Raw genomic sequence first — 12,998 nt, 5'->3', positions numbered from 1 at the left:
AGTGAATGCTATCGTGCTGGTCATCACGTCGTCATCGGCGTGCATCGTGCCGGGTGGCGGACCGCCGAGCGGGGTCCGAGCCGGGCCGCCGAACCCGGCGGCATCAGAACTTCGGGAGGGACTCGTGGCCGACTCGACGCGTTCGGGGCCGTTCGTGGGCCTCAGCGTTCTCGACCTGTCCTGGGGGGCAGCCGGTCCGATGACGGCGATGCTGCTCGCCGACTCGGGTGCCGACGTGCTGCGGGTCGAGTCGCCGCACGGCGACCCGGTCCGCGACGACGTCGCCTACCGGGTGTGGAACCGCGGCAAGCGCAGCGCGGTCCTCGACCTGCGCGACCCGGCGCAGCACGAGGCCTTCCTGGCGCTCGCCGACCGCGCCGACGTGCTGGTCGAGTCGTTCGAGCCCGGCGTCACCCGCCGCCTGGGCATCGACCCGGCGACGCTGCGGGCGCGCAACCCGAGGCTGGTCTACTGCTCCATCACCGGCTACGGCCCGGACGGCCCGGATGCGCACCGACCCGGGCTCGACTCGCTGGTCGCCGCCCGGACGGGGCTGCAGTGGGAGGCGCGCGGGGTCGTCGGCACACCGCTGAACAAGATTCGCGGCGCCGCACCGCCGAACGAGGACGTCGAGATCCCCGACCTGCCGGCGAACCGGTTCGACCAGGAGGGTCCCGTCTTCCTGCGGTCGACCTGGCCGAGCCTGGGTGCGGCGTACAACGCGATCGCCGGCGTGAGCGCGGCGCTGCGGGCCCGGGAGCTGACCGGCCGGGGCGATCTCGTCGAGACGTCGCTGGTGCAGGGGGCGATGGCGGCGAACGCCCCGAACTGGCAGTGGATCGAGAACCTGGCCGCGCCGGGCGTCTGGATGTGGGTCACCGACCGGCGTTCACCCGAGGGGCTGTTCGAATGCTCTGACGGCCGCTGGGTGCACTTCTGGACGATCAGGCCGACCCTCGTGCTCGACGCGGCCGAGGGCGACGAACTCGTGCTTGACGGCCCGAGGGACGACATGAGGACCGGCGTCCGGATCGGCATGGACGCGGACGAGGTGCCGATCCTTTACATGTACTACGGCCTGCTCCAGGCGGCCTTCAAGAAGTTCCCGGCCGAGCGGTGGGTCGCGTTCGGAGCGGCCCGCAACATCGGCATCGCGCTCGTGCGCTCGCCCGAGGAGGCGTTCTCCGACGAGGCACTGCTGCGGCAGGGCTGTGTCGTCGAGCTGGCGGACCCGGAGGTCGGCCCGATCCGGCATGCCGGCGTCCTGCTGGAGTTCTCCGCGACGCCGGGCGCTGTCCAGGGCCCGGCGGCCCCACGCGGCCAGCACACGGCCGACGTCCTCGCCGCCGCACCGGCCGACTCTGCCGATGTTGTCGCGGCAAACTCTGCCGACGTGGTCCCGGCCGGTGATGGCGCGAAGGCCCCGCCGGCGCTGCGGCGCGGGCCGCTCGACGGGGTGCGGGTTCTCGACCTGGGCCTCGGCGTCGCCGGCCCGTGGGGCGGCAAGGTCCTCGCCGACCTCGGCGCCGAGGTCATCAAGGTACACGCGCTGCACGACGGCTACTGGACCCGCACCCACATGGGCCTGGCGACCAACTGGGGCAAGCGCTCGATCGCGCTCAACCTGAAGGACCCGGCCGGCCGCGCGGTGCTGGAGAAGCTGATCGCGTCCGCCGACGTCCTCGCCCACAACATGCGCCCCGGCGCGGCCGAGCGGCTCGGCATCGGCTTCGCCGAGCTCGGCGCCCGGTACCCGAAGCTGATCTACTGCCACACCCGTGGCTTCGAGGACGGCCCGCGTTCCCGCCAGCCCGGCACCGACCAGACCGCCAACGCCCTGGCCGGCACCGAGTACGAGGACGGCGCCTGCCGGCTGGGCGGCGCGCCGCTGTGGAGCCGGGTCAACATGGGCGACACCGGCAACGGTTACCTGTGGGCGACCGCCGTCATCCAGGCCCTCTACCACCGGGAGCGCACCGGCCTCGGCCAGAAGGTCTCGACGGCGATCATCAATGCCACCCTGCTCGCGACCTCCTACGCCTACAGCCGCGCCGACGGCGCGACCGTCGACCGGCCCCGGATCGACGCGCGGCAGCAGGGCCTGTCCGCGTCGCACGGCCTCTACCGGCTGGCCGGTGGCGACTGGCTGTCGATCGCGGTGCTCGCCGAGGCGTCCTGGCCGGACCTGTGCGACGCGCTGGGCGCCCCGGAGCTGGTGGACGACCCACGGTTCGCCAGTCCGGCGGACCGGGCCGCCCACGACGCCGACCTGCGGGCCGCGCTCCAGCCGTTGTTCGCCCGCCGGACGGCGCAGGAGATCCTCCCGGACTTCGAGAAGCGGGACCTGCCCTGCGAGCTGTCGGTCGACACGTTCGGCGCGGCCTTGTTCACCGACCCGGCGCTGCGCCGGCTCGGCGACGTCGTCACGGCGCAGGTCGACGGCGTCGGGAAGCTCGAGCAGACCGGCGTGCTGGTCCGGCTCACCGAGAACCCGGGCGTTGTCGCCGGGCCGCCCTGCCTGGCCGGCGAGCACAGCCGGGACATCCTCGCCGAGCTCGGCTACGCGACGGGCGAGATCGACGCGCTCGTCGCGGCCAGGTCCGTCCTGGCCGGCTGACCCATCCGCCCTCCAGCCCTCAGCTCGCACTGCCCTAGAGGAGGTGGTCCCGTGGCCGGGACCGAACGGCTCATCTCGGTGGACTCGCACTACCAGTGCACCGTCGACGCGCTCAAGGAGCGGGCGCCGGCGAAGTTCCACGACGCCATCGACTACGCCAACCGCCTGGTCGACGTGTCCAAGCGCGCGGCCCTGCAGCGGCGCGGCACCCCGCCGCTGGGCCTCGGCTCGTACCTGCACGAGGCAGCCCTCAACCCCGGCTACTCCGACCCGCGGGCCCGGCTGAAGGCGATGGACGACGACGGCGTCGACGTCGAGATCCTCTTCTCGGACCTGTCGTCGTTCCGGATCTTCTACAAGATGCTGGACGGCTGGAAGGAGACGGCGCGGGCCTTCGCCGACTTCAGCTCGGAGTTCGCCGCCGCGGACCCGAACCGGCTGCTCGTCGCCTACCAGATCCCGCTGCAGGACATCGACCACGGCATCGCGGAGCTGGAGCGGCTGGTCAGCGACCATGGCGCCCGCACGATCCACCTGCCGACCAGCCCGGGCGAGTGCGGCCTGCCGGAGTACTTCGACCCGCGCTACGACCCGCTGTGGGCCCGGCTGCAGGAGATGCGGATGCCGGTCTGCGTGCACCTGGGCGTCTCGGACGCCACCTGGGACATCGCGGCCCGCGACCCAACCCCGCAGATGGGTGTCTTCACCTCGCAGCAGCCGCTGCGCCTGGCCGAGCAGCTCGGCATGCTGCTGCTGTCCGGCCTGTTCGAGCGGTTCCCCGACCTGCAGTTCGTGCTCGTCGAGCCGGGCCTGGGCTGGGTGCCGTGGTACCTGAACACCCTCGACGGCATGTCGTCGCACGGGTACGAGTTCCCGGCGCTGAAGGACAAGCCGAGCGCCTACTTCCACCGCAACATCTCGCTGACGTTCATGGACGAGCGGCGCGGTGTCGAGATGCGTCACGAGATCGGCGTCGACCGGATCATGTGGTCGACCGACTTCCCGCACCCGGCGTGCACCTGGCCGAACTCCCGCAAGGTCGTCGCGGACCTGATGGCGGGCGTGCCGGACGACGAGGCCGAGAAGATGGTCTACGGCAACGCGAGGCGGATCTTCAACATCTGACCACCGGCACAGCCGCGCGAGTCCTCGCGCTTCGCACTCACTCGAAGGAGATACCGGATGCCCGTGACGCTCAAGGCCGGCACCCGGCTGGCCAGCCAGGTCTGCGAGACGCAGGTGATCGTCGTCCGGCCGGGCGACGGTGCCGTCGAGCTGGGCTGTGGGGGAGCCCCGATGATCGGCCACCACGAGACGCCGGCCGCTGGCCTCGCGGCCGACCCCGCGCTGCAGGCGGGAAGCCCGCTGGGCAAGCGGTTCGTCCTCGACGGTGACACCTCGCTGGAACTGCTGGTCACCCGCGCGGGCAAGGGAAGCCTCACCGCGGGCGGCGTCGCTCTGGTCGAGAAGGAAACGGCGCGCCTGCCGTCGAGCGACTGAATTTCCACAAGCCGGGCGGTCGGGCATTCCCCGGCCGCCTTTTGGCTTTTCCGGCCTGCGCCGTAGCGAAGTCGGGTGGATACGGCCGGTGGCGGCGCCCGGGAAGTTCTTGACACTGAGGGACGGCTGGATTCCCATGGCGGGCCAGGTCCGTCGCGGGTCCGCGAACCTTCGGCCGGACTCCTGTGGCCGTCCCCTGGCCCGTTGCGCCGGCCGGAGACCGGCCGTGGCGCCGACTACTTTCCGTAATCATTCGCGGGTTCGGGTCGGGCCCGCGGTGAGCCCGCGCGGCGCCGTCGCGACCACCCCGACGGCGGGCCGACGACGGGCGGCGTCCGGGCGGGGCGGGCCGTGGATGAGACGGCGGCCCGGTCGGGGTGGGCCGCGCGATGGTCACGCAACGGCCAAATTGCTGCTGACAGTGAGGGCGACCGTCCATGGTCGTGAATGTTGTTGCGCACCGTCACTTCGTTGTGGCCAAATTGTGGGGGTCTGTCGGGCCCCTCGAGGCCTAGGCTCATAGCTGGTGAACGGGCGATCCAAACCGCTCAAGGGCCCTATGGCCCCTCCTCTGACAAAGCTTGACATTGACGTCGAAAACTGTAACGTGGCCCACACGCTGTAGCTACCGTGACGGCGGTCCGCCCCGGCCGCCCCGGCAGACCCTTGCTGAAGGAGGCAGTTGGTGATACTCCGGGCGGTCGAAGATCCCAACCGCGCTGTCGCGCCTTAATGATGAGCCGCCGGATGCCGGTGCGGAGGAAGTAGCATGCTGCAGTACATAGTGGCCGGTTTAGCCCTCGGGTCCATCTATGCGATCGCGTCGTCGGCCTTGGTCGTCACGTTCGTCTCGGCGGGGGTTTTCAACTTCGCCTTCGGGTCGATTGCCTTCTTCGTCGCCCGTTTCTACTACTGGCTGAACTCCGAGCACCACATGGGCACCTGGACGGCCGGCGTGCTGTCCATCCTCGTCCTCGCGCCGGCACTCGGGGCGTTCCTGTACGGCGCGCTGTTCCGGCATCTGCGGGGCAAGACGACGCTGGTCAAGCTGGTCGCGACGATCGGCCTCTCGGTCGCGCTGCCGCCGGTCGCGAACCTCATCTTCGGCAGCCAGGCCATCACCGCCGCTCCCGGCCTCGCGGCGCTGACCGACAAGCCTTACCACGTCCTCGGTACCGCGGTCACCACCGATCAGGTGATCACCTACGGGTTCCTGATCTTCGTGGTCCTCGCGGGAACCGCGGTCCTGCGGTTCACCGACGTCGGCCTGCGGGTCCGCGCGATGGTCGACTCGGAGGCCATGGCCTCCCTGTCCGGCACCAACCCGGGCCGGGTCTCGCTCGGGGTGTGGACCATCAGCACCGCGCTGGCCGGCCTCGCCGGCATCCTCGTCGCCCCGACCAACGGCCTGTCGCCGAGCGGCATGACGGCCCTGCTGTCGGCGTCCATCGCCGCGATGGTCGCCGCCCGGCTGCGCTCGCTGCCTGGGGCCGTTCTCGCCTCGCTGGTCATGGGTGTCGTCACGGACGTCATCCAGAAGTACCTGCCGACGAACAGCACGCTGTCCGCCGCGATCGTGCCGAGCATCCCGTTCGCGTTCCTGACCGTGTTCCTGCTGTTCTACGTCCTGCGCAAGGGCACGATCGACGAGGAGGCCGCCGGCGGCGGCCCGCTCGACGCGGCGATCAAGCCAGCCCATGAGGACGTCGGCGACATCGTCACTGGCGACGAGCGCGCCTGGGAGCGGTACTTCGGCCTGATCCCGTTCGTGATCGTGGCTCTGCTTCCGCTGTTCTTCAGCGGCTCGCCCTACTGGCTCGGCCTGACCGCCAGCGGCCTGACGTTCGCCATCACCTTCCTGACGTTCACGGTCTCCACGGGTGAAGGCGGGATGCTCTGGCTCTCGCAGATCATCTTCGCCGGCGCGGGCGCGCTGGGAGCCGCCCAGTTCGTCCAGGCGTGGCATGTCCCGGTGCTCCTGGCGATCTTCCTGGCGGCCGTCGTCGCGGCGATCGTCGGCGCGATCATCGGCTTGCTCACGATCCGCCTCGGCGACCTCTACGTCGGTCTGACCACCCTGACGTTCGGCCTGCTGGTCGAGACGCTGGTCTTCACCCGAGACCGGTTCGCGCACGGCGGCATCGGCCTCACGCTGACCCGGCCGAGCTGGGCGGTCGACGACCTGCCGTTCGCCTACCTGTCGCTCGCGGTCTTCGTCATCCTGGCGCTGCTGATCCTGAACCTGCGCCGCTCGACCAGCGGCCTGGCGCTGCGCGGCGTCCGGGACAGCACGCCCGCCGCGCGGACCCTCGGCCTGAGCGTCGTGCAGGTCAAGGTCGTCGTCGGCGCGATCGCCGCGTTCGTCGCCGCCATCGGCGGTGGCATGCAGGGCCTCTACACGATGTCCGCGCAGCCGTCGTCCTACGCGACGTTCGCCGGCCTCGTCTGGCTCGCCATCGCGGTGACCATGGGCGTTCGTTCGATCACGGCCGCCGCGGTGGCCGGCATCCTGTTCACCCTCTCCGGCGGACTGGTCACGTCCTACCTGCCGGCCCGGTGGGGCGAGATCCCGGCGATCCTGTTCGGTCTGGGCGCGATCGGCGTCGCCCGCAACCCCGAGGGCGTCGTCCTGCAGCAGGGCCGGATGATCCGTCACCAGGTCGCGAAGCTGGTGAACCGGATCGCGCCGCTCGCGCCGGTGCCGGCGGTGGCCGGGGCCGGCAGGTCCGGCAGTCCCCCCACCGGTGGCCCGGGCGGCCAGCCAGTCGCCCACGCCGGCTCCAACGCAACCAGCGCGACCGCGAAGGTGGAGTCATGACGGGAGGTCTCGTGGAGACGACGGGCACCTTAAACGGTGCCGTCCGGGGCCGGCCGCGGCTGGAATGCGTCGACGTGACGGTGCGCTTCGGCGGTCTCGTCGCGGTCGACAAGGCGAACCTCGCGGTCCCGGCAGGCACCATCGTCGGTCTGGTCGGGCCGAACGGCGCAGGGAAGAGCACCCTGTTCGGTGTTCTGTCCGGCCTGATCCGCCCCGCGAACGGCAAGGTGCTGCTCGAAGGCGAGGACATCACCGGCACGACGGCCCAGTCCAGGGCCGCGAGCGGCATCGCCCGTACCTTCCAGCACACCGAGCTTTTCGACAGCCTGACCGTCCGCGACCACCTCGTGCTCGCCTACCGGGCCAAGCACGAGAAGTCGCGGGTCTGGACGGACCTGTTCACCATCGGCAGCCTCCGCCCCGCCAGCAAGACCGAGCGCGAGACGGTCGACGAGCTCATCGAGCAGCTCGGCCTCGTCCCGGTCCGCAACCGCCCCGCGCTCGGGCTGCCGCTCGGCACCGCCCGGATGCTGGAGCTGGGCCGGGCGCTCGCGACGAGCCCACGCGTGCTGCTGCTGGACGAGCCGTCGTCGGGGCTGGACCCGAACGAGACCGCGCAGATGGAAGAGGTGCTGCGCCGGGTCGTTGACGAGCGCGGCATCTCGGCCCTGCTGGTCGAGCACGACGTCGAGCTGGTCATGCGGCTGTCCAGTGCCGTCTATGTGCTCGAGTTCGGCAAGATGATCGCCAGTGGCCCGCCCGAGCAGGTCCGCAACGACCCCGCGGTCCGGGCGGCCTACCTCGGCGAGGAGGTCAGCTCCGAGGCGACGGCGTCCGTCGCCGCCGAGGCCAGCGAGTTCGGCGGCCTCACCAAGGCGGCGCCCGCGGGACCCGTCGCGCCCGCCACGACCGGCGGACCGCTGCTGACGGTCGAGAACCTGTCGCTGCACTACGGCGACGCCCTCGCCCTCAACGGGATCTCCTTCACGCTGGCGGCCGGCAAGGCGCTGGCGGTACTCGGGGCCAACGGTGCCGGCAAGAGCAGCCTCGCCCGCGCGGTCTCCGGCCTGGTGCCGACCAGCGGCGGCAAGATCCTCCTCGGCGGCGAGGACGTCAGCGGCTGGCCGGCGCACCGGGTGCGCAAGTCGGCGCTCGTCCACCTGCCCGAGGGCCGCGGCGTCTTCCGCGGCCTGACGGTGATCGACAACCTGAAGATGGCCGCGGCCGTCGTGCCCGGCCGCAAGGCCCGCAAGCAGGCTGTCGACCTGGCGCTGGAGATCTTCCCGGTCTTCGCGAACCGGCGCCGGCAGTCGGCCGGGCTGCTCTCCGGCGGTGAGCAGCAGATGCTGTCGCTGGCGCGCGCCCTGGCCACCGCGCCGAAGCTCGTCATCGCCGACGAGATGTCGCTGGGCCTGGCCCCGAAGATGGTCGACCTCGTCTTCGACGGGCTGGACCGGGCGCGGCAGGCCGGCGTGACCGTGATCATGATCGAGCAGTACGTGCACCGCGCGCTGGCGTTCGCGGATGAGGCCCTGGTCATGCACCGAGGCGAGATCGCCTGGGCGGGCCCGACGAGCGCGGCGCACGGGGAGGTTCTGCGGCACTACCTCGGTGACGCGACCACGGCCGAGGCCTAGTTCTCGCCGTGCTTTCCGGCCCGTCGGCTTCTTCGCCGGCGGGCCGGATCTCACCTGTCCTGACACGCCCCGTGTTGGCGTGACAGGAAATCGCGAGATGAGGAGTAACAGTGATTCACGGCCGGAAAAGGCTGTTCGCCGCCACGTCGGCAGCGGCGGTCTGCGCGCTCGTGGCCGCGGCTTGCGGCTCATCGAGCTCGGGAACTGCGGGCACTTCCGCCGCCGGGGGCGGCTCGAAGACGACGATCACCATCGGTGTGCTGACGGACGTCACCGGGCCCGCCTCGTCCGGGAACAAGTCCGTCGTCGACGGCGTCAAGGCCGGCGTCTATTACGCCGACCGCAACGGTTACACGATCAAATATGTCGTGGCTGACGGGGCGACGAACCCGACCACGACGCTGGCCGCCGCCCAGAAGCTGGTCACCCAGAACCACGCGATCGCCGTCGTCGCGCAGGCGACGCTGGCCTTCAGCGCCGCGCCCTATCTGACCGCGCACGGCGTTCCGGTGGTCGGTATCAGCGAGGACGGGCCCGAATGGGTCACCTCGAAGAACATGTTCTCGGTCAGCGGCGCGCTGCAGCCGACCCAGGTGACGACGACCGCCGGGAAGTTCTGGAAGGCGCAGGGCGTGACCAACCTGGCCTCGCTCGGCTACGGCATCTCGCCGATCTCCTCCGAGCAGGCCTCGAGCGCGGCCATGTCCGCCGAGGCGGCCGGGGTCAAGGTCGGTTACCTCAACGCCAAGTACCCCTATGGCAGCACGGACGTCGGCCCGACCGTGCTGGCGATGAAGGACGCCAAGGTCGACGGCTTCACCGCGACCATGGAGCCGAACGTCGCGTTCGCGATGCTCACGGCGCTCAAGCAGCAGGGCGTCTCGCTCAAGGCGGCGCTGCTGCCGACCGGCTACGGCGGCGACCTCACCGACGCCGGCCCCGGCGCGATCAGCGCCGCGCAGGGCGTCGACTTCTCGCTGGGCTACCAGCCGCTCGAGATGCAGACCGCCGCGACCAAGCAGTTCCAGGCCGACCTGAAGTCCGCCGGCATCACGCGGACCGCGTCGTTCGGGACCTACAACGGGTACGCCTCGGTCGCCCTGCTGGTCGAGGGCCTCAAGAAGGCCGGCGCGAACCCGACGCAGAAGACCCTGCTGGCCGGTCTCACCAACGTCCACGACTTCAACGCCGCCGGCCTCTACGGCGACGTGAAGCTGGACATCAACGACCGCACGGCGACCCACACCCTGAACTGCCTGTGGATGGTCAAGCTGGTCGGGCAGAAGTTCGAGCTGGTCTCGGGCGCCGACCCGGTCTGTGGCTCGGTGATCCCGGGTAAGACGGTGGCGGCGGCGCAGTGACGCCGAGTCTCCGGTAGCCGGTCGCCGCCGGCCGGGTCCGGCCACACGCGGCCGGACCCGGCCGGCAGCACCGTTTCCGCAGATCGGACGGCGGCGCAGCGCTGGCTCCTGCCGTCCATCAGGGGCATGCTGTTGCGCGGAGGAACTGTCCGTTTTCGGGCAGCTGCGGCTTCGGCCAGGCAAGTGTTTCCAGTCAGACAGAGTGTTTCCATGTAGGCGCGGTGCCCATAGCTGGGCAGAGAGCCTTTTCCGGTCGACGGCGCCGGGGCCACGACCAGTACCAGGAGGACAGGATGGGCAAGCTCGACGGCAAGGTCGCCTTCATCACCGGAGCGGGCCGGGGGCAGGGTCGCAGCCACGCCATCAAGCTCGCCAGCGAGGGCGCCGACATCATCGCGGTGGACATCTGCGAGGACATCCCGAGCGTCAACTACGAGATGGCGAGCGCCGAGGACCTGGCGCAGACCGTCAAGGAGGTCGAGGCGCTCGGCCGCGGCATCGTCGCCGTCAAGGCGGACGTACGGCTCAAGGAGCAGCTGAAGGCCGCGCTGGACCAGGGCCTGGCCCGGTTCGGCCGGGTCGACATCGTCTGCGCGAACGCCGGCATCCTGCCGATGAAGGACAACACCCTCATCGAGGGCTTCATCGATGGCATGGACGTCGACTTCGTCGGCGCGCACAACACGGTCGCCGTCGTCGCGCCGCACCTGCAGGCCGGCGCCTCGATCATCATCACCGGCTCCACCGCCGGCCTGATGAAGAACACCACCGAGGCGATGGGCAAGACCGGTGGCGTCGCCTACTCGTTCGCGAAGCGGCTCGTCTTCCAGTACATCGAGACGCTGGCGCTGCAGCTCGCGCCGCACTCGATCCGGCTGAACGCGATCCACCCGACCAACGTCAACACCCGGCTGCTGCAGAACGACGACATCTACAGCGCCTTCCGGCCGGACCTCGTCGCCGAGGGCAAGACGCCGACCCGTGAGGACGCGGAGGTCGCGTTCCCGTTCATGCAGCCGATGCCGATCTCGTTCATCGAGCCGGGTGACGTGTCCGCGCTGGTCCTGTTCCTGGCCAGCGAGGACTCCCGGTACATCACCGGCCTGAACATCCGGCTCGACGCGGGCTCGATGCTCAAGGGCGAGCGCGCCATCTGAGCTGGGCGCCCACGCGCCAGGGTCGTCATCCGGCCGGTCACCAGCGCTGCTGGTGACCGGCCGGTGGCGTCTTCCGGGTGGCGCCGCGCGTCCGGCCGCGGTGGGCTCGGGTGTGCGATCCGGACGTGGCGTTCGACCCCTGGGGCGAGACCCGGAGGATTCCTGGATATATTATGCGATCTGTCCTCCTTCCCGTCTCCGCAGGGAGCGTGCCCATGGGCGTCGCCATTGATCTGAAGGGGCGGCGGATCCTGATCGTCGGCGCGTCGTCCGGCGTCGGCCGGTCGACCGCGCTCGCCGTCGCCGCCCACGGCGGCCAGATCGCCGTCGTCGGCCGGCGCGCGGCCCAGCTGGACGAGGTCGTCGCGGCCGCGGGCGGCGGCGTGGCGATCCAGGCGGACCTGACGGACGCCGACGCCTGCGCCCGGGTGGTCGAGACCGCGACGACCGCTCTCGGCGGTCTCGACGCGGTGCTGCTGCCGGTCGGCGTCTCCCCGCTGCAGGTGATGACCGGCCTGACCGCGGAGACGTGGTTCCAGGCCTTCGCCACGAACGTCGTCGGGCCCGCCCTGGTCACCGCCGCCGCGGTGAAGGCACGCGTCGAGCCGGGGTTGTTCCTGTTCGTCTCCTCGGCGAACGTCGCCCAGCCGCTGCACGGCCTCGGCGCGTACGGCGCCACCAAGGCCGCGCTGGAGCACACGATCCGCACCTGGCGGATGGAACACCCCGAGCACCGCTTCCTCAAGCTGACCATCGGCGCGACGATGCCGACCGAGATCCACCGCGACTTCCGCGATGACGTGCTCGGCGAGCTGCTCCCCAGATGGGCCGGCACCGGGATCGTCACGGCCGACTTCATGGAGGTCGGCGACGTGGGTGCCGCCGTCGCCGAGCTGGTCGCGGTCGCGCTCGACCACCCGAAGATCGCCGTCGACGACGTCGTCCTCAACCCCGCCGCCGCGCCGCTGGACGAGGCAGCGCTCAACCGGCTGGCCGAGCTCGCCGCCGCCGGCGAGCACCTCGACGCCGACGGCCAACCGAAGGTCTGACCATGACGTCCGAGAACGGCGAAGCGCCGGAGCGGGACCTGCCGGGCCGGCCGCTGGTCGCGACCGAGTCGCGCGACGGGTACGCCATCCTGACGCTCGACGACCCCGCGCACCGCAACGCGCTGTCCCTGGAGCTGTCCAACGCGCTCGCCGCCGCGGTCGAGGCCGCGCTGGCCGACGGCGCCAGGGCGATCGTGCTGACCGCGTGCCCGCCGGTGTTCTCCTCGGGCGGCAACCTGGACGACCTGATCACCCCGAAGGCGCCGCTGCGCGAGGTCTACGCCGGCATGCTGGCGGTGGCGGGAGCCCCGGTGCCGACGATCGCGGCTGTCGACGGCCCGGCGATCGGGGCGGGCGTCAACCTGCCGCTGGCCTGCGACGTCGTGCTGGCCTCGCCGCGGGCCGCCTTCGACCCGCGCTTCCTGGACGTCGGCATTCACCCCGGTGGCGGCCACCTGTGGCGGCTGGCGCACCGCGTCGGGCCGCAGGGCGCCGCCGCGCTGGTGCTGTGCGGTGACCGGCTGACCGGCGCGGAGGCGGTCGCCACCGGGCTCGCCTGGCGTTGTGTGCCGAGCGACGAGCTGCTCACGCGGGCGTGCGCCCTGGCCGCCCGTGCCGCGGGCCGGCCCGCGGACCTGGTCACCCGCACCAAGGAGACGCTGCGGGCCAGCCTCGCCGTCACCTCCGCCCAGGACGCCGTCGCCCTTGAGCTCGAGGCGCAGGAGTGGTCGGTCGGCCGGCCCGGTTTCGCCGACCACGTCCGCGCGCTGCGCGACCAGCTGCGCGCCGCACGCGAGGCCAGGGCCTCCCGCGGCTGAGGCTGGGGGCGCGGCGTGGCGCCCTCAGCCTCAGCCGGGCT

10 protein-coding genes are annotated in these 12,998 nt (G+C 71.4%); 9 read left to right on the top strand and 1 reads right to left on the bottom strand.

Going from position 1 to position 12,998, the window contains the following annotated elements:
• Positions 1-124 precede the first annotated feature (124 nt).
• The 5 genes from FRAEUI1C_RS27625 to FRAEUI1C_RS27605 all read left to right on the top strand — a co-directional run bounded on the left by FRAEUI1C_RS27625 (position 125) and on the right by FRAEUI1C_RS27605 (position 8,572).
• Positions 125-2,617 (top strand): CaiB/BaiF CoA transferase family protein, encoded by a 2,493-nt coding sequence (locus FRAEUI1C_RS27625; RefSeq protein WP_013426663.1) that lies wholly within the window; start codon positions 125-127, stop codon positions 2,615-2,617.
• Positions 2,618-2,668: 51 nt separating this feature from the next.
• Positions 2,669-3,742, top strand: a complete 1,074-nt coding sequence (locus tag FRAEUI1C_RS27620) for an amidohydrolase family protein (protein WP_013426662.1) — start codon at positions 2,669-2,671, stop codon at positions 3,740-3,742.
• 57 nt (positions 3,743-3,799) lie between these two features.
• On the top strand, positions 3,800-4,117 hold the full coding sequence (locus FRAEUI1C_RS27615; protein ID WP_013426661.1) for a hypothetical protein: 318 nt from the start codon (positions 3,800-3,802) through the stop codon (positions 4,115-4,117).
• 769 nt (positions 4,118-4,886) lie between these two features.
• Entirely contained in the window at positions 4,887-6,935 is a 2,049-nt protein-coding gene (locus tag FRAEUI1C_RS27610) for an ABC transporter permease (RefSeq protein ID WP_013426660.1), read from the top strand.
• On the top strand, positions 6,932-8,572 hold the full coding sequence (locus tag FRAEUI1C_RS27605; RefSeq protein WP_013426659.1) for an ATP-binding cassette domain-containing protein: 1,641 nt from the start codon (positions 6,932-6,934) through the stop codon (positions 8,570-8,572). Before FRAEUI1C_RS27610 ends, FRAEUI1C_RS27605 begins: the two co-directional genes overlap by 4 nt.
• 115 nt (positions 8,573-8,687) lie before the next feature.
• Here the strand turns inward: FRAEUI1C_RS27605 and FRAEUI1C_RS41325 are convergent, their stop codons facing one another.
• On the bottom strand, positions 8,688-8,846 hold the full coding sequence (locus FRAEUI1C_RS41325) for a hypothetical protein (RefSeq protein ID WP_232425141.1): 159 nt from the start codon (positions 8,844-8,846) through the stop codon (positions 8,688-8,690).
• Between FRAEUI1C_RS41325 and FRAEUI1C_RS27600 the strand changes: the two genes are divergently transcribed.
• From FRAEUI1C_RS27600 to FRAEUI1C_RS27585, 4 genes are all read left to right on the top strand, one after another.
• Entirely contained in the window at positions 8,830-9,933 is a 1,104-nt protein-coding gene (locus FRAEUI1C_RS27600) for an ABC transporter substrate-binding protein (protein ID WP_232425140.1), read from the top strand. The two genes, FRAEUI1C_RS41325 and FRAEUI1C_RS27600, sit on opposite strands and share 17 nt — an antisense overlap.
• Positions 9,934-10,226: 293 nt before the next feature.
• Entirely contained in the window at positions 10,227-11,090 is an 864-nt protein-coding gene (locus tag FRAEUI1C_RS27595) for a mycofactocin-coupled SDR family oxidoreductase (protein ID WP_013426657.1), read from the top strand.
• Positions 11,091-11,305: 215 nt separating this feature from the next.
• The gene (locus FRAEUI1C_RS27590) at positions 11,306-12,139 is read left to right on the top strand and encodes an SDR family NAD(P)-dependent oxidoreductase (protein ID WP_013426656.1); all 834 of its coding nucleotides are present in this window, start codon (positions 11,306-11,308) and stop codon (positions 12,137-12,139) included.
• Positions 12,140-12,141: 2 nt separating this feature from the next.
• Positions 12,142-12,957 carry an enoyl-CoA hydratase-related protein gene (locus FRAEUI1C_RS27585; protein WP_013426655.1) on the top strand — a complete coding sequence of 272 codons (816 nt, stop codon included), beginning with the start codon at positions 12,142-12,144 and terminating at the stop codon, positions 12,955-12,957.
• The last annotated feature ends 41 nt before the right edge of the window (positions 12,958-12,998 follow it).

The sequence above is a fragment of the Pseudofrankia inefficax genome (genome assembly GCF_000166135.1).
Lineage (GTDB): Bacteria > Actinomycetota > Actinomycetes > Frankiales > Frankiaceae > Pseudofrankia > Pseudofrankia inefficax.
The sequence above is the reverse complement of the archived record's forward strand: the minus strand, read 5'-3'. Positions and strand labels throughout refer to the sequence as shown.

Excerpts from the sequence above, each read along its gene's own strand:
- FRAEUI1C_RS27615 (WP_013426661.1), top strand. The coding sequence starts at position 3,800 with ATGCCCGTGACGCTCAAGGCCGGCACCCGGCTGGCCAGCCAGGTCTGC.
- FRAEUI1C_RS27610 (WP_013426660.1), top strand. The coding sequence starts at position 4,887 with ATGCTGCAGTACATAGTGGCCGGTTTAGCCCTCGGGTCCATCTATGCG.
- FRAEUI1C_RS27585 (WP_013426655.1), top strand. The coding sequence starts at position 12,142 with ATGACGTCCGAGAACGGCGAAGCGCCGGAGCGGGACCTGCCGGGCCGG.
- FRAEUI1C_RS27595 (WP_013426657.1), top strand. The coding sequence starts at position 10,227 with ATGGGCAAGCTCGACGGCAAGGTCGCCTTCATCACCGGAGCGGGCCGG.
- FRAEUI1C_RS27590 (WP_013426656.1), top strand. The coding sequence starts at position 11,306 with ATGGGCGTCGCCATTGATCTGAAGGGGCGGCGGATCCTGATCGTCGGC.
- FRAEUI1C_RS27605 (WP_013426659.1), top strand. The coding sequence starts at position 6,932 with ATGACGGGAGGTCTCGTGGAGACGACGGGCACCTTAAACGGTGCCGTC.